The organism is Vibrio sp. RE86, assembly GCF_013114545.1.
Classification (GTDB): domain Bacteria; phylum Pseudomonadota; class Gammaproteobacteria; order Enterobacterales; family Vibrionaceae; genus Vibrio.
In genome coordinates this window covers 54,506-74,871 of sequence record NZ_VTXI01000015.1, presented here as the reverse complement: position 1 = coordinate 74,871, position 20,366 = coordinate 54,506, and the positions used below count along the sequence as shown (strand labels likewise).

Annotated in this window: 20 protein-coding genes; 17 read left to right on the top strand and 3 right to left on the bottom strand. The window is 44.3% G+C overall.

Annotated elements, in window-relative coordinates; genetic code table 11:
* Window positions 1-2: 2 nt before the first annotated feature.
* The 3 genes from uvrA to F0231_RS14535 all read right to left on the bottom strand — a co-directional run bounded on the left by uvrA (window position 3) and on the right by F0231_RS14535 (window position 4,614).
* On the bottom strand, window positions 3-2,825 hold the full coding sequence (gene uvrA / locus F0231_RS14545; protein WP_171760421.1) for an excinuclease ABC subunit UvrA: 2,823 nt from the start codon (window positions 2,823-2,825) through the stop codon (window positions 3-5).
* Window positions 2,826-2,967: 142 nt separating this feature from the next.
* A complete protein-coding gene (gene galU, locus F0231_RS14540) occupies window positions 2,968-3,843 on the bottom strand; it encodes a UTP--glucose-1-phosphate uridylyltransferase GalU (RefSeq protein WP_171760420.1) in 876 nt (291 codons plus the stop codon).
* A gap of 117 nt (window positions 3,844-3,960) precedes the next feature.
* Window positions 3,961-4,614, bottom strand: coding sequence for a response regulator transcription factor (locus F0231_RS14535; RefSeq protein WP_171760419.1), 654 nt, complete (start codon window positions 4,612-4,614; stop codon window positions 3,961-3,963).
* Window positions 4,615-4,902: 288 nt separating this feature from the next.
* Here F0231_RS14535 and F0231_RS14530 point away from each other — a divergent pair, with 288 nt between their 5' ends.
* The 17 genes from F0231_RS14530 (at window position 4,903) to F0231_RS14450 (ending at window position 20,366) form a co-directional block, all read left to right on the top strand.
* Window positions 4,903-5,436, top strand: coding sequence for a single-stranded DNA-binding protein (locus F0231_RS14530; RefSeq protein WP_171760418.1), 534 nt, complete (start codon window positions 4,903-4,905; stop codon window positions 5,434-5,436).
* A 167-nt stretch (window positions 5,437-5,603) separates the two neighbouring features.
* Complete coding sequence (gene csrD, locus F0231_RS14525; protein WP_171760417.1) at window positions 5,604-7,619, top strand: RNase E specificity factor CsrD; 2,016 nt, start codon at window positions 5,604-5,606, stop codon at window positions 7,617-7,619.
* Between the two features lie 9 nt (window positions 7,620-7,628).
* The gene (locus tag F0231_RS14520; RefSeq protein ID WP_171760416.1) at window positions 7,629-9,065 is read left to right on the top strand and encodes an MSHA biogenesis protein MshI; all 1,437 of its coding nucleotides are present in this window, start codon (window positions 7,629-7,631) and stop codon (window positions 9,063-9,065) included.
* A complete protein-coding gene (gene gspM, locus F0231_RS14515; RefSeq protein WP_171760456.1) occupies window positions 9,065-9,715 on the top strand; it encodes a type II secretion system protein GspM in 651 nt (216 codons plus the stop codon). The genes F0231_RS14520 and gspM overlap by 1 nt, the downstream gene beginning before the upstream one ends.
* Window positions 9,708-10,034: an MSHA biogenesis protein MshK gene (locus F0231_RS14510; RefSeq protein ID WP_171760415.1), complete on the top strand. Its 327-nt coding sequence runs from the start codon at window positions 9,708-9,710 to the stop codon at window positions 10,032-10,034. The genes gspM and F0231_RS14510 overlap by 8 nt, the downstream gene beginning before the upstream one ends.
* 15 nt (window positions 10,035-10,049) lie before the next feature.
* Window positions 10,050-11,672, top strand: a complete 1,623-nt coding sequence (mshL, locus tag F0231_RS14505; RefSeq protein ID WP_171760414.1) for a pilus (MSHA type) biogenesis protein MshL — start codon at window positions 10,050-10,052, stop codon at window positions 11,670-11,672.
* Between the two features lie 5 nt (window positions 11,673-11,677).
* Window positions 11,678-12,517, top strand: coding sequence for an ExeA family protein (locus F0231_RS14500; RefSeq protein WP_171760413.1), 840 nt, complete (start codon window positions 11,678-11,680; stop codon window positions 12,515-12,517).
* 3 nt (window positions 12,518-12,520) lie between these two features.
* Window positions 12,521-13,600: a lipopolysaccharide assembly protein LapB gene (locus tag F0231_RS14495; protein WP_171760412.1), complete on the top strand. Its 1,080-nt coding sequence runs from the start codon at window positions 12,521-12,523 to the stop codon at window positions 13,598-13,600.
* Window positions 13,590-15,314 carry an ATPase, T2SS/T4P/T4SS family gene (locus F0231_RS14490; protein ID WP_171760411.1) on the top strand — a complete coding sequence of 575 codons (1,725 nt, stop codon included), beginning with the start codon at window positions 13,590-13,592 and terminating at the stop codon, window positions 15,312-15,314. Before F0231_RS14495 ends, F0231_RS14490 begins: the two co-directional genes overlap by 11 nt.
* An 8-nt stretch (window positions 15,315-15,322) precedes the next feature.
* Window positions 15,323-16,543 carry a type II secretion system F family protein gene (locus F0231_RS14485; RefSeq protein ID WP_171760410.1) on the top strand — a complete coding sequence of 407 codons (1,221 nt, stop codon included), beginning with the start codon at window positions 15,323-15,325 and terminating at the stop codon, window positions 16,541-16,543.
* Window positions 16,544-16,616: 73 nt separating this feature from the next.
* Window positions 16,617-17,006 (top strand): MSHA biogenesis protein MshF, encoded by a 390-nt coding sequence (locus F0231_RS14480; RefSeq protein WP_253825805.1) that lies wholly within the window; start codon window positions 16,617-16,619, stop codon window positions 17,004-17,006.
* A gap of 79 nt (window positions 17,007-17,085) precedes the next feature.
* Window positions 17,086-17,652 (top strand): prepilin-type N-terminal cleavage/methylation domain-containing protein, encoded by a 567-nt coding sequence (locus F0231_RS14475; RefSeq protein WP_171760408.1) that lies wholly within the window; start codon window positions 17,086-17,088, stop codon window positions 17,650-17,652.
* Window positions 17,653-17,684: 32 nt separating this feature from the next.
* Window positions 17,685-18,167: a prepilin-type N-terminal cleavage/methylation domain-containing protein gene (locus F0231_RS14470; RefSeq protein ID WP_171760407.1), complete on the top strand. Its 483-nt coding sequence runs from the start codon at window positions 17,685-17,687 to the stop codon at window positions 18,165-18,167.
* Between the two features lie 160 nt (window positions 18,168-18,327).
* Window positions 18,328-18,849, top strand: a complete 522-nt coding sequence (locus tag F0231_RS14465) for a Tfp pilus assembly protein FimT/FimU (RefSeq protein ID WP_171760406.1) — start codon at window positions 18,328-18,330, stop codon at window positions 18,847-18,849.
* Window positions 18,849-19,226, top strand: coding sequence for a type II secretion system protein (locus F0231_RS14460; RefSeq protein ID WP_171760405.1), 378 nt, complete (start codon window positions 18,849-18,851; stop codon window positions 19,224-19,226). The genes F0231_RS14465 and F0231_RS14460 overlap by 1 nt, the downstream gene beginning before the upstream one ends.
* Window positions 19,223-19,930, top strand: coding sequence for a prepilin-type N-terminal cleavage/methylation domain-containing protein (locus F0231_RS14455; protein ID WP_171760404.1), 708 nt, complete (start codon window positions 19,223-19,225; stop codon window positions 19,928-19,930). The genes F0231_RS14460 and F0231_RS14455 overlap by 4 nt, the downstream gene beginning before the upstream one ends.
* Window positions 19,920-20,366 (top strand): MSHA biogenesis protein MshP, encoded by a 447-nt coding sequence (locus F0231_RS14450; RefSeq protein WP_171760403.1) that lies wholly within the window; start codon window positions 19,920-19,922, stop codon window positions 20,364-20,366. The genes F0231_RS14455 and F0231_RS14450 overlap by 11 nt, the downstream gene beginning before the upstream one ends.

Genomic DNA, 20,366 nt, shown 5'->3' with positions numbered 1-20,366 from the left:
TGCTATTTTAACATAGGCTTGAGGAACCGAGCAGTATGTGAGCCTTCGACTAGAGCCACATCTTCAGGTGTACCTGTTGCAATAATTTCACCGCCACCTTGTCCTCCTTCTGGCCCTAAATCGACAATCCAGTCGGCCGTCTTAATGACATCTAGGTTGTGCTCTATCACAACAACAGTATTACCATGGTCGCGTAGGCGATGAAGCACGGTTAACAGTTGTTGAATATCATGGAAGTGAAGACCGGTTGTGGGCTCATCGAGAATATAGAGCGTTTTCCCTGTATCACGTTTTGACAGTTCACGAGCAAGTTTCACGCGTTGAGCCTCGCCGCCGGAAAGCGTTGTTGCTGCTTGACCAAGTCGGATATAAGAGAGACCCACATCCATCAACGTCTGAAGTTTACGCGCAATAACAGGTACTGGGTCAAAGAACTCGCGAGCATCTTCTACGGTTAACTCGAGCACTTCATCAATGGTTTTCCCTTTGTAATGAACTTCTAACGTTTCACGGTTGTAGCGTTTACCTTTACACACATCACAAGGAACATAGACGTCTGGCAGGAAGTGCATCTCTACTTTGATAACACCATCTCCCTGACACGCTTCACAGCGTCCACCGCGTACGTTGAAGCTAAAGCGCCCTGGTTTGTAACCTCGAGAGCGAGACTCTTGTGTGCCTGCAAACAGTTCACGAATTGGCGTGAATATTCCTGTGTAAGTAGCAGGGTTTGAGCGTGGAGTACGACCAATAGGGCTCTGGTCGATATCAATGACTTTATCAAAGTGCTCTAGACCGTTGATTTTTTTATAGGGTGCAGGGGTTGCGGTTGTGGCGCCGTTGAGTTGCGTGTGAGCAATTTTGAAGAACGTATCATTGATTAGTGTTGATTTACCTGAACCCGACACACCAGTAATACAGCTAAATAAGCCGACTGGAATTTTCAATGACACATCTTTCAAGTTGTTGCCGGTAGCCCCAATAAGCTCAACGACCTTTTTCTTGTCGATTGGTGTACGATTCTCTGGTATCGCGATTTCTTTTTTACCGCTGAGGTACTGACCAGTCAGAGAGTTTGGATTGGCGACGATCTCTTCCATTGTCCCTTCTGCGACAACATTACCGCCATGCACGCCAGCGCCAGGGCCGATATCAATCACATGGTCAGCTATGCGAATCGCATCTTCATCATGTTCTACAACCAGTACTGTATTGCCTAGATCTCGCAGGTGAGTCAGTGTTTTTAACAGGCGTTCGTTGTCTCGCTGGTGCAAACCAATGGAAGGTTCATCAAGGACGTACATTACACCCACTAAGCCTGCTCCGATTTGACTAGCTAGGCGAATACGCTGCGCTTCACCACCTGACAGTGTTTCAGCACTGCGTGAAAGATTTAAGTAGTTGAGACCAACGTTGACGAGGAACTGTAATCGGTCGTTGATCTCCTTCATCACCTTCTCAGCAATCTGCCCGCGTTGCCCTTCAAGGTTCAGTGACTCGAAGAAGCTCAGTGCATCGGCGATGCTAAGCTCAACAATTTCGGGCAGCGTGGTATCGCCAATAAATACATTTCTGGCCTCCAAGCGTAAGCGGCTACCATCACAGCTCGAACAGGTCTTGGTCGATATATACTTGGCGAGATCTTCACGAACGGAGTTAGATTCGGTATCGCGGTAGCGACGTTCAAGGGTGTTAAGTATTCCTTCAAATGGGTGGCGCTTAACACGGATATCACCGCGGTCATTGATGTATTTAAACTCGACTTCTGTGCGACCTGAACCGGTTAGAATGATATCGCGCGTTTTCTTAGGTAACGAGTTAAATGGCGCATGTAGATCAAAACCATAATGCTCGGCCAGTGAAGAAAGCATCTGAAAGTAGTAGTAGTTCTTTTGATCCCATCCTCGAATTGCCCCTTCCGCTAGGCTTAATGAATCATCAACGATGACTCTATCTGGATCAAAATATTGTTGAACGCCTAGCCCATCACAAGTGTGGCAAGCTCCTGCTGGATTGTTGAATGAAAATAGACGAGGTTCCAACTCCTGCATGCTGTATCCACATTGAGGGCAAGCAAAGTTAGCTGAGAAAATGATCTCTTCACCATCTCCATTCATTGGAGCGACTACGGCAATACCACCGGAGAGTTCAAGCACCGTTTCAAAGGATTCGGCTAAACGTTGTTGAAGATCGCTGCGTACTTTAAAGCGATCAACGACGACCTCAATAGTGTGCTTTTTGTGAAGCTCTAACGTCGGTGGATCGGAAAGATCACAGGTTTCGCCATCGATTCGTGCGCGAATAAACCCTTGTGCTGCAAGATTCTCAAGTGTTTTAACATGTTCACCTTTGCGTTCTTTTACAATAGGTGCCAACAGCATCATTTTTGAGCCTTCGGGAAGTTCAAGTACCTTGTCGACCATCTGAGATATAGTCTGAGCAGCTAATGGGACATGATGATCTGGACAACGAGGCTCACCGACACGCGCATACAGCAGTCGTAAGTAATCGTAGACTTCAGTGATGGTACCGACAGTTGAACGTGGGTTATGAGAGGTCGATTTTTGCTCGATAGAGATAGCAGGAGAGAGGCCTTCAATATGGTCGACATCTGGCTTTTCCATTAAGGATAAGAATTGGCGTGCGTAGGCAGACAGCGATTCTACATATCGACGCTGGCCTTCCGCGTAGAGTGTATCAAAGGCGAGAGAAGATTTACCTGAACCCGATAAACCAGTGATTACAATCAGCTTATCCCTAGGGATGGTTAGGTTGATATTCTTCAGGTTATGGGTGCGAGCACCACGAACTTCGATCTGATCCATTCTTATCACTCTATGCAAAAATAAGTTGGCTAAGTATTACATAGTGTGAGAAATGTGCAAATAAATACTGGATAAAAAAACAGTAACAAAAAAGGCGACTAGAATAAGTCGCCTTGGGGATATACGGTTAAATCAGTTCGCGTTATGCGTTCTCTTTGGTTGTTTTTTGTTTACCCAGTTCAGATTTCTTAGTGTCTTTTAAGTAGAGGTTCTCAAAGCAGTAGTTAGTTGCTTCGATATAGCCTTCAACGCTACCGCAGTCAAAACGTTGACCTTTAAATTTATAAGCTAATACACAGCCCGCTTTGGCTTGTTTTAGTAGCGCATCGGTAATCTGGATTTCACCACCTTTACCAGGTTCGGTATTTTCGATTAACTCGAAAATGTCTGGAGTCAGAATGTAGCGACCGATGATTGCAAGGTTGCTTGGCGCTGTGCCCGGTTCTGGTTTCTCTACCATATCATCAACACGGAAAATATCGTCTTTGATCATCTCTCCTGAGATAACGCCGTATTTGTGTGTTTCATCTTCGGGTACTTCTTGTACCGCAACAATTGAACAGCGGAATTGCTTAAATAGCGCCACCATCTGTTCGAGAACGCCTTCTTGCTCATTGACACAAAGGTCGTCGGCAAGCACAACAGCGAAAGGTTCGTCACCGATCAGCTCTTTACCGGTTAGAATGGCATGACCTAAACCTTTCATTTCACGTTGGCGGATATAGGTAAAGTTTGCTGAGTCAATGATGTCACGGATATCAACCAACAGATCTTCTTTATTGGTTCCGCTGATTTGATGTTCTAGTTCGTAGTTTTTATCAAAGTGGTCCATGATTGAGTGTTTGCCACGGCCAGTCACAATACACATACCGGTCATACCTGCATGGATCGCTTCTTCAACGCCATATTCGATCAGTGGTTTGTTTACCACTGGCATCATCTCTTTTGGCATCGATTTAGTTGCAGGTAGAAAACGTGTACCGTAGCCAGCGGCAGGGAACAGACACTTCTTGATCATAGTTAAACCCTTTAAATTTTTATTTCTCATAGAATTGGCGCAACAATATCATGGTTTGTGTGAATAGATAATGAATACGCCAATATTCCGTTTAAAAAGTTAAGGTGTGTTAAACAATTAAGACAATGGCTGCATGTGTTGCTTGGCCCATGCGGCGGCTTGCACGCGGTTCTTTACACATAGCTTTTTGAATATCTTCTGCAAATGGGACTTGACCGTAAACTCACTGATAAACATATCATCTGCTATTTGTATGTTGGATGCCCCTGTCATTAAAAAACGCAAGATCTGAATCTCACGAGTGGTGAGGTCGACAGTCGCGGGTGTCGTTTGAGTTTCAACCATGTTTCGATAGTGGAATAGCAGCTGAGCAACCACTTTTCTTGGTAACCAGTTTTCTCCATTGATGATCGCTTCGCACCCTTTGGCTATCACATCGATGGTCTCTTCTTGATAAAACAGCCCCTTTAAGTGACCAAAGGAGAGGACTTCATCGGTTGTTAAGCGGTGAGAGAGATTGAAAATGATAGTTTCAAACGACTTATCAGCCAGCGGCAATTCACGAATTTGGCTTTTAATGTTGAGATAATCTTGATGGTCTATCATTAAAATACGATGTTTATGCTGCTGCAGTGCGAGCAGTAAGTCTTGAGGAATAATGCGTGGGATAGGTTGGCCTATCTGTTGCTCAAGTTGGTTGATAGTTGGATAGTCTGCGCTGACATCTTCACATAAAAAGTAAATGGTTCTGCTATAACTGTTTTTAGCCATTTTCAATTCCTTTTGCTATCTGACGTTTTGTTGTGTTTATGCACAATGAAGCATAAGGGTTTTAAGTGCGAATCTAGGTGTGGTGTTTGCGTTTTATTTCATAGCAAACGGTAATTAACCTATTACTCAGATTGGTTATCAGTTGAGTAGTCTCCAAAATTACATTTTGTATAATATTGAAAGTTGTGATGAAAGGACATTGTTGGTAGAGACATTTGTACCAAGCGCAAAGCGTGTTATCCTAGCGCGCTATTTCTACATCAACATCAATTTTGGACGGAGTGAAACATGGCTAGCCGTGGAGTTAACAAAGTTATTTTAGTCGGAAATCTGGGTTCTGACCCTGAGATACGTTACATGCCAAATGGCGGTGCTGTGGCAAATATCACTATCGCAACGTCTGAATCATGGCGTGATAAAGCAACGGGTGAGCAGCGTGAAAAAACTGAGTGGCACCGTGTTGCTCTGTTTGGCAAGCTTGCAGAAGTTGCGGGTGAGTACCTACGTAAAGGTTCTCAAGTGTATGTTGAAGGCCAACTACAAACTCGTAAATGGCAAGACCAAAACGGTCAAGATCGCTACACAACAGAAGTGGTTGTTCAAGGCTTTAACGGTGTTATGCAAATGCTAGGTGGCCGTGCCCAAGGTGGTGCTCCAGCACAAGGTATGGGTCAATCTCAGCCTCAGCAAGGTGGTTGGGGTCAGCCTCAACAGCCGATGCAACATCAACCAGCGCAGCAGAAGCCTCAGTCTCAACCTCAGCAAGCTCAGCCTCAATACAATGAGCCACCGATGGATTTTGATGACGACATCCCATTCTAAGTGTCTGTTATTGGAAAAAAGCCGCGCATGTCGCGGCTTTTTTATATTATGAAGTGAAGCAATGTACTTCTTACGTAAGTCCATTGTTAAACGATAGTAAACTCATTATATATGGGTTACCATCCCGATAAGAATGATGTCTTTTATTGAAAAAGGATTTTTCACTGATGAGGTATACCCCTACCTTAAAACTAAGTACTCGATTAGTAGCGTTTGTGACTGTCATCGTCATTAGCGCTATGTTTATCTTGTTCTTAGGAGGCACATTATCGTTCAAACGTTTAGGACAAGAGTACTTAGACCACTCTCTAAAAGGCATTGTCGATGTCGTGGATAGAGAGATGGAAGATCCTGACGCTGCTTATTCTCTTCAGCGCTGGATGCCTAAAATGTTGCAAGCATCTAACATTGTGGAGATGGAATTATTATCGTCTTATGGGGTGATTTATCGTTTTAAAGATACTTCGTCCAAAATAGATGAAGCTCTTTTACATGATGCTGAATACACCCTTGAACGCAACGATGGGTATCGTATTCGCTTCAAAGCCGTCCCCCCATACATTGGTTATGGCTACTCGATGCAGGCACTGTGGTCGATTACTCTAGCGGTAGGGTTAATTGTCTTTTGTTTAATGCAAGGGCTTAAGTGGCTAAAAGAGCAACTCTATGGTTCTGAACTGCTTGAAGAGCGTGGACGAATGATTTTGGCTGGTCGAGTTGAAGAGCATGCCAAAGGCGATCTTCGAGAATGGCCTTATACGGCCAGTGAAGCGCTTGATCGCTTAATTGAAGAGTTGCAAGACGCTCGTCAAGAGCGCAGTCGTTTTGATACCTTCATTCGAACCCAGACATTCATGGACAAACTGACCGGAACCGCTAATCGTGTTTTGTTTGATAGTAAGCTCGAATCGGCTTTATCAGAACATGGTTCTCGTGGCGGGGTGATGCTATTGCGCATCGATGACTGGGATCATGTAGAAGAAGAGCAAGGCAAGCAAGTCGCGAATGAGTTTTTGATTGAAGTTGGTGAAGGATTGACCAACGTTATTCAACGTTACCCTGATGTTATTTTGTCGCGTTACTATAGTTCTGACTTTGCGATCTTTGCACCGCATTTATCAAGCAAAGAGATTTCAAACATTGCTAATCAGTGTTTGAAACAGCTCACTAAATTATCACCACCTCAGCCTCTCTCTTATGATGATTGGGTACATATTGGTGTCAGTATGTATCACGAGGGTGAGAGTGCTACTCGTATTATCGATGAAGCTGAAACTGCCCTGAAAAGCGCGCAACTACAGCGAAATAATACTTGGAGCCGTTTTCAAAAGCATCATACTAATGACGATGAGAGAGGCAGTGTTCGTTGGCGTACATTGTTTGATATGGCTTTAAAGCCGGACCAACTCTACATCTTCTCTCAGTCTTGCTATCTACTAGACAAGCAACATAGTAAGCAGTTTGATCATTATGAACTATTTGCTCGAATTAATGATCCGGAAAAAGGGGTCATAAAAGCCTCTCGTTTTCATTCGGCCATTGAGTCGGTTGGTTATGAATCGGTGCTTGATAAATCCTCAATTACGGCGATTGGTCGTTATTTAAAAGATCTTGATAGCTCAAAGAGTTACTCTATTAATCTGCATGTGATACCTTTTGCAGATCGAGAATATTTCAAATGGTTTAGGGATGAACTGCTTCAGTTGCCTTCAGAGTTACGTGCTCGGTTAATTTTCGAGTTTTCGGAGGCAAGAGTCGTAAAACACCTAGATTACATGCGGCCAGTGATCAAAATGATTGTTGGCTTAGGTGGACAAGTCGCAGTGGGTCAAGCTGGACGCTCTATTGTAAGTACCCACTATTTGAAAGAGCTACCCATTCACTATTTAAAGCTTCATCGCAGCTTAGTGAAAAAAATCGAGCAGCGTCATGAAAACCAACTATTTGTTCGGAGTTTAATTGGCGCATGTGCTGACACTGACACACAAGTTATTGCTGTGGGCGTTGGAACAAAGCAAGAATACAAAACTAGCATTGAATTAGGGGTGCACGGCGTTCAAGGCCGTTACCTAGAAGCAGAAAAGCAGTTGATACCAACGCCAGAGACGATTAAGGCGAACGTTGAGGTAAAAATACCTAATAAAGTTCAGGTTGGTCGTAGAAATCGATGGCGCAAAAATTAAAAGAATGACATGAATATTCAATCACTGATCGGTAAATTTAAACACAGTAAGCAGACGGCCACGCAGGTATGTGTGGTTGTGCAGCCGACTGCGTTGTTTTTTTCATCGTTGCCGGGTATTGAGCTGCCGCAAAAAATTCAGTTTGAAAATGTGGCCTGGCAAGAGGTACTCATCAAGGCGCTACGTGACAATAGTGTTGCTGATATTAAGTTGGATGTGGTTTTACCTTCAAACCTTTATCAGACCTATCAAATAGAACAGCCGAATATCCCTGATGAAGAACTTGCTAGCGCATTGCCATTCCTCATCAAAGACATAATTAGCGAACGAGTGACAGACATCATTGCCGACTCCTCACCATTACCAATGGGCAGTAAGCGTCAGGTTTATGTGGTTTCGCGCGCATTGATAACTGGACTGTATGACGCATTGAATAAGATCAATGTGGAGTTGGGTCGAGTACTCGTTGAGGATGAGGTTTGGGGACAAAGTGCTGAAGCTGAGAGCTTTTTATTATTGCAGCGCAGTAAGCAGGGCCAATTTAGAATTTGTGCTTTTGTTCAAAAACAGTGTGCTTTCCAACGTATGATTCGTGGCGTGACTCCACCATTGACTGGGGTTGCAAGTAGTGTTCTTCAACTGGACGGTATTGCCTTAGAGCTGCAGCGTTCTATTGACTATTTATCTTCTCAGTTACGCGGGGCGTCACTTCATCAAATGCAGATCTGTTGTGATGAAGAAGAGCAGCAAGAAATTGTCCAAGCATTGGGTGAAAGACTCAGTGTTAAAGTCGCTGCATTATCTCAAAGTAGTGAAGAGTCTGGTGCGGTACTGGCAAGGAGTGTTGGGGAATTAGACAATCCTCAAATTAACCTTTTTCCTGCAGACCTTAAGCCTAAAGCTGATTATTTTGTTCTAAAAAATGTCGTGGCAGGGTGGGGCGCAGTGACGGCGCTATTATTGGTGAGCGCTGGCTATTTTCATTATCAGCAAAACCAATTGGAACAGCAGCTTCAGTTGCTTAAAGCGCAAGAAGCGGAGTTTAAGCAGCAAGTCGCAAGCCTATCAGAGAGGCTAGGTAAGCATAAGCAAACCCCAGCGAAAGTTGCTGCTGTCGCAAGGCTTAAACTTGAGATAGAAGCCAAGAAAAATTCACTCAATGCAGTTGGTGAATTCGATGACTCTCAGCAAATGGGTTATTCAGGCATCATGCGTTCGCTTGCTGAACTAGGGCGTAATGACATATCACTGAGCGCAATTTCAATCAATGCAACGACCCTTGACCTCAAGGGATTGGCAAGGGAAGCTAAGTCAATTCCAAATTGGGTAAATCAGTTTAAGAACGAAATTAACCTTGTAGGGCGCAGTTTTGAAACGCTACAAATCGGCCGTAACGATGACGATGTTATTACGTTCGAACTCAAAACAAAACGAGAGGGAGAATGATGCAAAACCATTGGCAGCAGTGGAGCGATAAATTCACTCAAATGAGCGCTCGTGAAAAGTGGATGATTACGCTTTGTGGGTTCGTGTTGGTAATACTTGGTCTGTTTACTTTAGCCGTTGAACCTGCCATGAAAAGTACTCAATCACTTTCAAGTCAAATTACGAATACCAAGTTAGGTGCACAGCGTCTAGAGTCCGACATTCTGGTAATGACCGCTAAGCTTAAGAAAGATCCTGATCAGGAGCTGAATTTAGAGTACAAGCGGTTAATGACGGAAAGTCAGGATCTTTCTCAACAATTGGCTGAAATTGTCGAAAACTTAATTGCACCTAGTCAGATGGCACAATTGCTTGAAGAAGTATTAGCAGGCTCGAGAGGGCTTCATTTAGTGTCACTTGTATCGAAACCTGCAGAGCCAATTGTGGGTGATAAAGATAATAAGTCTCTCTCTAGCTATTACGTACATCCAGTTCGACTCGAAGTAACTGGAAACTACTTTGATATCGTTAAGTATTTAGAAACACTAGAAAGTTTGCCTGTGAAATACTACTGGCGAAATTTTCAATACGCAGTAGAAGAGCACCCTAAAGCGCGTTTGGTATTGGAAGTGTATACATTAGGTACAAGACGGGAGTTTATTGGTGGCTAAATTTGGATTAGTTACGCTTTTGGCTTGTTTATCTGTCAGTGCATGGGCTTCTCAAGATCCTACTGCACCGTTAGGTTGGCAAAAGCCAAAACAGAGTCAGACTGCACCTAAAGTGGTGAGATATTCTGTTCCTAGTTTACAAAGTATCGTCTGCGTTGATGCTAATCAGTGTCGCGCCATTTTGAGTGGAAAAGTTGTTGTCGCAGGCGAAAGTGTCAGCGGTTATCGAGTAAGTAGAATTGAGCCAGAAGTTGTCACCTTAACAAGAGGTGGCAAACAGTGGAAATTAGAGCTCTTCTCTCTGGATATAAAGAATTAAGGTCAGTGGAATCATATGCGTAAACTCGCAATAGCAATCACGATTACATCATTATTAGCAGGCTGTTCAATGGGGCATAGAGATCCTGTTGAAGCGAAAAGTGCACTTAATCAAGCGATTAATGAGAGCAATAGCCGTAGTTTAGAAACATTGCCTGCGTCTGTTGAAGCGGATCTGATGCCAGAACTTGATGGGACAGATTTATCGTCGAACCAAACCATCAAACGATTCAGGATTAAAGCCAACAAGGTTGATGCTAAGGCTTTCTTTGCTAGCTTGGTCAAGGGAACAGAATTTAGCGCGGCGATTCATCCTAATGTCGGTGGTGAGATTACTGTTAACCTAACGGACGTATCGCTAGATGAAGTGCTATCGGTTGTACAAGATATGTACGGCTATGACATCACCAAAACAGGCAATGTGATTCAGGTTTACCCTGCTGGTCTTCGTACAGTGACGATCCCTGTTGATTACCTCCAATTTAAGCGTGTTGGGCGCTCTCTAACTTCTATTTCAACTGGGACAATTACAAACACAGACAGCGGGTCATCAAGCTCGTCATCTGATTCATCTTCATCAAGTTCTTCATCGAGCTCTAGCAGTACAGCCAAAGGTGGTACTGAAATTGAAACGACAAGTGAAAGTGATTTTTGGCCGCAGCTGGAAACCGCTATTTCTCAGTTAATTGGTTCTGGTAACGGTCAAAGTGTTGTTGCTACCGCACAAGCTGGTGTTATCACGGTTCGAGCGTTCCCTGATGAAATACGAGAAGTACGTGACTTCTTAGGCACTTCTCAAGAACGTATGCATCGTCAGGTCATCTTAGAAGCAAAGATATTGGAAGTGACACTGAGTGATGGCTACCAACAGGGCATCAACTGGTCAAATATGTCTTTTGGCAATGGCGATGTTGTGATCGAGAGACTGGGCTCTGCGGCGACAGGTCTACCGGGACTAGATCAAATCGGGAATTTACTTGGTGGACAAACCAACGTGACAATTTCTGATGGAAGTTTTGAAGCAGTATTGAGCTTTATGGCGACTCAAGGTGATCTAAACGTTCTGTCTAGCCCAAGAGTCACGGCATCAAACAACCAAAAAGCGGTGATTAAGGTCGGTACGGACGAATATTACGTTACAGATCTATCCAGTGTGGTTGGCAGCGGAGACAACTCTGAGCCTTCACCTGAAGTTGAACTTACGCCATTCTTCTCGGGTATCTCTCTAGATGTGACACCGCAGATTGACGATCAAGGTAATGTATTACTCCATGTTCACCCTGCCGTCATTGATGTCGATGAGCAAGTTAAAGAGATCGGTTTTGGTGCGACTAGCATTACTCTGCCTTTAGCGCGCAGTTCTATTCGTGAGTCGGATTCAGTGATCCGCGCACAAGATGGTGATGTGGTTGTGATTGGTGGATTGATGAAATCCAATACAATTGATCAGATCTCGAAAGTTCCATTTTTAGGCGATGTACCTGCGTTAGGACATTTGTTCCGAAATACGACGCAACTGACTCAAAAAACAGAACTAGTTATTCTGCTTAAGCCTTCTGTTGTTGGTGTGAATACTTGGCAAAAAGAGTTAGAACGTTCACGTGACCTCCTCCAAGAGTGGTTCCCAGAAGAGCAATAACGGTTATGTATCTCGATCACTTCGGATTAGAGGCGCTGCCATTTCATTTGACCCCAAACACTGACATGTTTTTGGGGTTAGCGCCTCACTATGAAGCGATTCAAACGGTGAACTCTGCCCTTGAAATGGGAGAAGGCTTGATCAAAGTGACGGGTGAAGTAGGCACAGGGAAAACCATGATTTGTCGCGTGATGGTGACGCTGTTTAAGCCGCATATCCAATTGGTTTTTCTGCCCAACCCGGCATTAGATGGTGACCAGTTACGAGTAGCCGTTGCTAAAGAGCTTGGAATTGAAACGATTGATCCGACTTCGCTTGTCGACGATATACAGCAGCAACTCATTGATTTGACTAAGCAAGGTAAACAAGTCGTTGTTTTGGTTGATGAAGCACAAGCGTTAAGTGATGATGCATTAGAAGTACTCAGACTGTTCGGTAATCTAGAGACAGAGCAATCCAAGCTGTTACAAATAGTGCTATTTGGACAACCAGAATTGGATGAACGGTTGGCACAACACCATTTACGTCAGTTTCGACAACGGATTACCTTCAGTGCGAAGCTGAGAGGGCTAAGGTTAGATGAAGCGGTTGCCTACATCGATAATCGATTGGAAAGGTCAGGTTCTCTTGCAGGTCTATTCTCGCTTCATCAGAAAAAAGCGATATGGCGAGCGAGTAAAGGTTATCCTAGGCTTATCAACCAAATCTGTCACAAAGCCTTGGTGTTAGCGTGCAGCCAGAAGGTGAATAAAGTGGCCAACGCACACTTGTTCGATGCCATTCACGACACATACGATAGCTGTAAACCCAAATTTAAGAGCCCGCAATTGTGGGGGTGGAGTTAAGCAATGAGTGCGATTAACAGTGCGCTTTCCCAACTTGCGAAAGACAAATCAATGAATGCGCAAGAGCTCGTAAAAGCAGACGTAAAACCGTTAAAGCAGAGGGCGATTCTGCCTTGGGTTGTCGGTAGCTTTGGATTAAGCCTTGCAGTAGGCGGTTGGGCGATTTCACAACAAGCGCCGCAGACGGAAACATCACTCGTTGTGGCTCCAATAGCGCCTGAGATTAGTGCTATCGATGAAGTGGATGTTACGTCTCCAACAAGTAAAACCCTGTCGAGTGAGCCTCAAGTCTTTCAAGCAAATACTCTGCGAAAAGTATCTCAAACGATTGAACCTGCGAAAGCGGTAAAACCTGCTGTTGTCCAATCTACGCCTAATATTTCTAAGCCGGTCCTTGTGGCAAAAGTTGAGACACCACATAAAGCATCACCTAAGTCACCAGAGGTAGCAGCAAAACAAGGTGAGGTCGTTATTGAGCAAGTGGAGCTTACGCCTGAGCAGTTATCACTTAAAGCACAAGAGCGTGCTAGAAAAGCACTCGATAGTAACAATCTGGCTGATGCACTTAGCAGCTATAATGAAGCGCTGCGCTACACTCCTTCAAATACCGACGTGCGAAAAAGATTATCTGCACTTTACTATGGTAAAGGTGAGGTGCGTAAAGCGGCAGATACATTGCAAAAAGGGATTGTGCTGAATTCAAATGATTCAGAACTGCGTGTATCTCTCGCTAAAATGCTGATGAAAGAGAAGCAGAATGAAGTGGCGCTAACGGTACTGAGTGCGATGCCCGAATCAGCATCGATAGAGTATTTATCTCTGCGCGCTGCATTAGCGCAAAAAGCAAAACAAGACGATCTTGCTCTGCAAAGCTACTCTGCTCTGGTGGAGCAAGAACCAGAGAGTGGCCGTTGGTGGCTTGGCTTAGCTATTCAACAAGAGCGTGCTTTTGATTTAAGTGCGGCAAAAAACTCATACCAACAAGCGATCACTAAGTTAGGCTTATCAAGCCAATCTCAACAGTTTATTCGCGATCGATTAGCCCTTATCAGCAGTTTAGAGGAACAGTCAAGTGAAAATTAAGCTAAGAAAACGTCTTGGTGACTTGTTAGTTGAAGAAGGCATCATTACTGAGCAGCAAGTTGAGCAAGCTCTTAATTCACAAAAAACGACAGGTTTAAAACTTGGCGCTGCGTTGATCGATCTTGGCTTTCTAAGTGAACACCAGATGCTGACGTTCTTGTCTCAGCAACTTGATATCCCACTGATTGATTTAAGTCGCGCAGATGTCGATGTAGATGCAGTTCAGTTGCTACCTGAAGTGCATGCTCGTCGCTTGCGTGCTTTGGTGATTGGTCGTCAGATGGACACCTTACGTGTTGCTATGAGCGACCCAGCAGACTTGTTTGCTCAAGAAGCGTTATTGGCTCAACTTGGTCAGTACGGCATTGAATTTGTTATCGCACCAGAAAAACAATTGGTGGAAGGTTTCGACCGTTATTACCGCCGTACTAAAGAGATCGCTTCGTTTGCTGAGCAGTTGCAAGCTGAGCACCAAGTGACAGAGGCCTTCGATTTCAGTATTGAAGGAGATGACAGTGAAGAGGTGACGGTTGTAAAACTGATCAACTCACTGTTTGAAGATGCGATCCAAGTTGGAGCGTCGGATATTCACATCGAACCAGATGCGAATGTATTGCGACTGCGTCAACGTATTGATGGGGTACTTCACGAGACCCTGCTGAACGAGGTGAATATCGCTTCTGCTCTCGTGTTGCGCTTAAAGCTGATGGCAAACTTAGATATTTCTGAGAAACGTTTACCTCAAGATGGCCGTTTCAACATTCGTGCGAAAGGTCAGTCTGTTGATATTCGTATGTCGACGTTACCAGTCCAGCATGGTGAGGCTGTCGTAATGCGTCTGCTTAACCAGTCTTCTGGCGTAAGAAAGCTAGACGAATCGGGTATTCCGAGCCACCTTCTTGAACGTCTTCGCCGTCAACTGCGTCGACCACATGGGATGATCTTGGTTACTGGGCCGACAGGTTCAGGTAAAACGACGACCTTGTATGGTGCACTCAGTGAACTTAATGAGCCAGGTAAAAAGATCATCACCGCGGAAGATCCGGTCGAGTATCGCTTACCGAGGATCAGTCAGGTGCAAGTGAACCCTAAGATTGACCTTGATTTCTCAACAGTACTACGAACTTTCTTACGTCAGGATCCCGATATCATTCTTGTTGGTGAGATGCGTGACCAAGAAACTGTAGAAATTGGTCTGCGAGCAGCCCTTACGGGTCACCTTGTATTAAGTACGCTTCACACCAATGACGCGGTTGATAGCGCACTGCGGATGATGGATATGGGCGCACCAGGGTACTTAGTGGCAAGTGCTGTCCGAGCGGTTGTTGCTCAGCGTCTTGTTCGTAAGGTCTGCCCTGACTGTAAGGTTGAAGAAGAACTGGATGACGCACGTAAACAGTGGTTAGCACAGCGATTTCCGAATCAAGCAGGCAGTCAGTTCGTTAAGGGGCGCGGTTGCCAAAACTGTAATCTGACAGGCTACCGTGGACGAGTGGGTGTTTTTGAATTGCTCGAACTAGAGCAAGATATGATGGACATGTTGCGTGCTAATGATGCGGTTGGCTTTTCACGTGTTGCTCGTCAATCGGATAACTATAAGCCACTTCTCGCGTCTGCGATGGAACTTGCTTTACAGGGAATTGTGAGTTTCAGTGAAGTCATGAGCTTAGGTGAGGGTGACTCATCTGGCCTTGAGCAACCTATCTACATTTAGGTCTGATTATGCCAAGTTTTCGTTATCAAGGTCGACAATCTGATGGTTCATCTGTCTCTGGGCAGATAGATGCACCTAGTGAAGATGCGGTGATTGAGCAGCTCATGAACAAAGGCATCATTCCGGTTAGCATCAAGGCGGGTGGTGGGAAAAGTGCATTAGATCTGGATCTAAAAACGCTCTTTTCACCATCAGTTCCGTTGGAAGTATTGGTGATTTTTTGTCGTCAGTTATACAGCTTAACTAAAGCTGGTGTACCGCTACTTCGCTCGATGAAAGGACTGAGTCAAAACAGTGCTAATAAGCAGCTACAAGAGGCGCTTGAGGATGTGACTCAAGAGTTAACTAATGGCCGAAGCCTGTCTTCCTCTATGCAGATGTACCCTAAGGTGTTTAGCTCGCTTTTTGTGTCGATGATTCATGTTGGTGAAAATACAGGTCGCTTAGATGAAGCCCTGATGCAATTAGCCAACTACTATGAGCAAGAGGTTGAAACACGCAAACGGATCAAAACGGCGATGCGATACCCCACGTTCGTGATCAGTTTTATTTTGGTTGCGATGTTTGTTCTGAACGTTAAAGTGATCCCTCAATTTTCGAGTATGTTTGCCCGTTTTGGGGTCGACCTTCCTTTACCAACACGAATTCTGATGGCAACGTCCGAATTCTTTGTTAACTACTGGCTTGCTATGGCAGCCGCAATGGTTGGTGCTGGGTTTGCATTTAAGGCTTGGATTAATACTGCTGATGGGCGCGAAAAGTGGGACAAGTTTCGTTTACGGATGCCTGTTGTTGGAGAGTTAGTCAATCGAGCTCAGCTGTCGCGTTTTTCGCGTACGTTTGCACTTATGCTAAAAGCTGGTGTTCCACTAAACCAATCTTTAGCTCTCTCCGCTGAAGCACTAGGGAACAAGTTTTTAGAAAATCGATTGTTAGAGATGAAATCATCGATTGAGGCTGGGGGAACTATCTCTTCCACCGCCATCAATAGTGGCGTATTCACCTCGCTGGTTATTCAGATGATTACCGTTGGCGAAGAGACTGGTCGGATTGATGAGTTACTTTTAGAAGTGTCAGATTTTTACGATCGCGAAGTGGACTATGATTTAAAAACTTTGACGGCACGAATTGAGCCTATCTTGCTGGTGATTGTTGCGGGTATGGTATTAATTCTCGCGCTGGGTATTTTCTTACCAATGTGGGGAATGCTCGATGCCATCAAAGGCTAGTGTGCTGACTAACTTAGAACGATCTCGGTTAGTCATATGGCTATTAGTGGTTGTGGTATTACTGATGAGCTTTATGCTTGCATGGCAAAATGTTGAGCATGAAGCCAATGACACGGCTTTTTTGGTAGCCAGTAAACGCATGGTTGAGAGAGCAAGCTATTACAAGCAGCAATGGTTGCTCTCTGAACAAAAAGCGCAAATCGAATTAGGTGGAAAAGTACGGCATTTTTCTAAGCAAGGTTGGCTGGAGCCTATCAATGAGGATAACGAAGTAGATTGCCGTTATTGGCTTAATGCTTTATACCCTGAACAACGAATACTGGGACAAATCCCTATAGATGTTCATCGTGAAATGTCAGTGTCAGATTATCAATGTCGTTATTTGTACGGTGAAAATCGATTTATATCTATATCTTTGACTCAACGCGTTTTTTCTACAAAAGTCGGTTTTTTGGCGAATTGAAAATTTGACGATGCATGCGGTAGCACAATTATTTAATATCCGTATAATATGGTGTACTAAAAAGTGAGTAGTGATTATTATGTTTAACAAACAGTCTGGTTTTTCCTTAGTAGAGCTAGTTGTCGTAATCGTCGTCGTCGGCCTTTTGGCTGTCGCAGCGCTACCTCGTTTTCTGGATGTAACCGATGAAGCTAAAAAAGCCAGCATCGAAGGCGTAGCGGGTGGTTATGCGACAGGCGTGCTTTCCGCACGTGCTCAGTGGGAAGCAGAAGCTAGACCATCTGTTACGATTAACACCACAGTGCGTAACACCGTTAATTACGACGGTGTCGATTTTTGGCTGACAAGCTCGGACCAAACTGGTGGTGATTTCCGCGATGGTTATCCATACGGGATTAATACCGATAATAGCAGCTTTCCAACAAGTCTAAATGACGATGCGTGTATCGACTTGATGGAAAACTTGCTGCAGAACCCGCCGCGAGTAGGCACGGTAGCTGAAGCGGATTCGGATTCTAATATTAAGTATTCTGCGCAAGCTGATAATGGCGCTTCAACCTGTACTTATGTGCAACAAGAAGGTAACAGCAATCATCAGTTTGTTTATGAAATTGAAACTGGTCGTGTGACCGTAACGTTGCAGTAATCCTGCATTTAAAACATAGAGAGAGTTAAACTATGAAAAGACAAGGCGGTTTCACCCTAATTGAACTAGTGGTGGTAATTGTTATTCTAGGTATTCTTGCAGTCACTGCAGCACCTCGTTTCTTGAACCTGCAAGGCGATGCTCGTCAGGCTTCATTGCAAGGTCTAAAAGGCGCGATTGATGGTGCAGCAGGTATTGTTTACGGTAAGTCAGCAATTGAAGGTATTGAAACTAGTACTGCTGCGGTAAGTACTTCTGAAGGTATTATGACAATTCACGGTTACCCTACAGCATCTACTGATGGTATTGTTGATGCTGTAATAGGTCTAGAAGCTGACTGGAGTTCATCTGTTTCAGGTGCAACGGCTGGTTCACGCCAACTATTCGCTACATTTGAAAACGGAACATTGACAGCGGCAGAAATTGCAGCAACGGGTTGTTATGTTACGTACACTGAGTCACCAAACACAACTACTCCTGCGGCAGCAGCAGTGGTAGCTACAAACTGTAACTAAGTTTAGGTTAAGCTATTTTAAAGGCCAGCATTCGCTGGCCTTTTCTTTATCTATTGAAAACCAATTTCTAAATCCTTCTTAAAGACCCGCAAAACCTTCCCTTTCTTGTTTATTCTCTTTTATACTGGTTAAGTAGCAAAATTAATCACTTAGGTATGCCATGGAAGTCAAGCCTACTCAATCTCAACAAGGCTTCACACTAACTGAGTTGGTGGTCATTATTGTGCTTCTTGCCATCGTCAGTGTGACTGCTGCTACGCGCTTTTCTGGTCGTCAAGATTACGAGCTCTATGCATTGCAAGATCAGACCATCTCGGTGGTTCGCTTAGTGCAAGTCAATCGTATGCAGTTTAATGGCATCAATACGAATCAAAATTTTATTTTAGGAACTGACACCATCACAGGAACACAGACAAATTGTTTAGGTTCCGTTCAAGCGTGTGATTTGCCCTTAAACCAAGCGCAGCAACGAAGTGATGTGATATTGTCAGACAACTACCAGTTCAGAATTGTAGCGAACAATCTTCAAGCTGAATTTAATTTACTCGGCAACCCTACCAGTGCTTCTTTGGCTAACGGCAATGTCGCGATTCAGATATCAACCTCAGACAACATGAGCAGTGTCTGGGTGTGCATCAATACCGAAGGTTTTGTATTTCCAGACGATGCGGGGTGTACGTGATGAAACGTATGATGGGATTTACTTTACTTGAGTCCGTGATCGTAACGATTATTTTAGGCGTTGCGATGGTGACCTTTACCTCCTTACTTGCCCCTCAATTAGCCGATTCGGGCGACTATCATTACCTTACGCGCACATCTGCATTAGGGCAGAGTGTGATGACTGAAATGCTCTCTGTTGATACTGATCTGATGACGCTAGTGAGCGCTGCGGACAACATTATTAATAATCTCGACTCGAGCTATAACAATTATCAACTAGCGATTGATGTTCAAGCAGTGAGCGGTGCTAATAACTTGGAGCAAATCACGTTAAACATTACTGCTAGTAGTCAGACTCCTGTGACCTTTACAGCGTTTAAAGGAGAGTACGAATGACGGAGAGAGGGTTTACTTTAATTGAAATGGTGCTAGCGATCGTGATTACCGGTATTTTACTGCTAGGTGTTGCGAGCTTTACCAATCTTGGGGTGACTGGCTATTTTGGGTCTGTAGAGCGATATCGACTGCAAACCGAAGCATCTTTTGTGCTCGAAAAAATGTCACGAGAAATCCGTCATGCAGTGCCGAATATGTTTGACGACGATGGCAATAACTGTATCTCATTCTATCCAATTCTAGACTCAGGTTTCTATGCTGTTTCAGGCGCGGACCTTAATTTTATCGTCAGTAATACAAATTCTGTCAGCGGTGCTGCAGCCACTGCACGTTTAGTCATAAACCCAACGCGGATGACGACCGATTTGGATGATTTGGAAAACAGCTTTCTGCTCAGCGACGCCACTTTAGTGGGCGATAATGTCTACAGCTTTGTCAGTGGCGCACAACAACTTGTTGGTAACTCGGTCAGTCAGCGACATTTCATTTTTGATGGTGAACTATCGACATATTGTATTAATGGTCAGCGGATTACACGTAATGACGTAACGGTAACGGATAGGCTCTCTAATACGGGAAATACCTTAACTTATACACCAATGACTGTTCAGAACAATGGGGTGGTTGATGTCAATGTTACATTCGAGAACAATGGTGAGTCTTCCACCTATCATCAAGATATACAGGTGATTAATGTCCCGTAAGTCAAAACAATATGGCAGCATGTTACTCATCGTTCTCTTTGTAATTTTGGTACTTGGGTATTTAGCGACGAGTTTAAACTTGACCAGCTGGTCTAGCCGAGACTCGACAAATCGAGGAATCCTCGGCACTCAGGCTTGGTTGTTGAGTCATTCGGCAAATGAATATGTGTTGACGGTAATGTACCCGACGCCAACTACCGACAATGTCGATGCTATTTGTACTGGAACCCGATTAAATTTGAACGGGGACATACGAACGTTTATTGAAGATCAGATTATCGAAAGTGCGACAGCTAACTGCCAACTAATGGCATTAGAGTGTACTGACCGTGGAGACCTTGATTCTCGAACCTTCTATATTTTGGAATCAACAGTGAGTTGCGGAACGGGTATTAATGAAGTTCAGCGCAGCCAACAAGTATGGCTGAGGGATTAA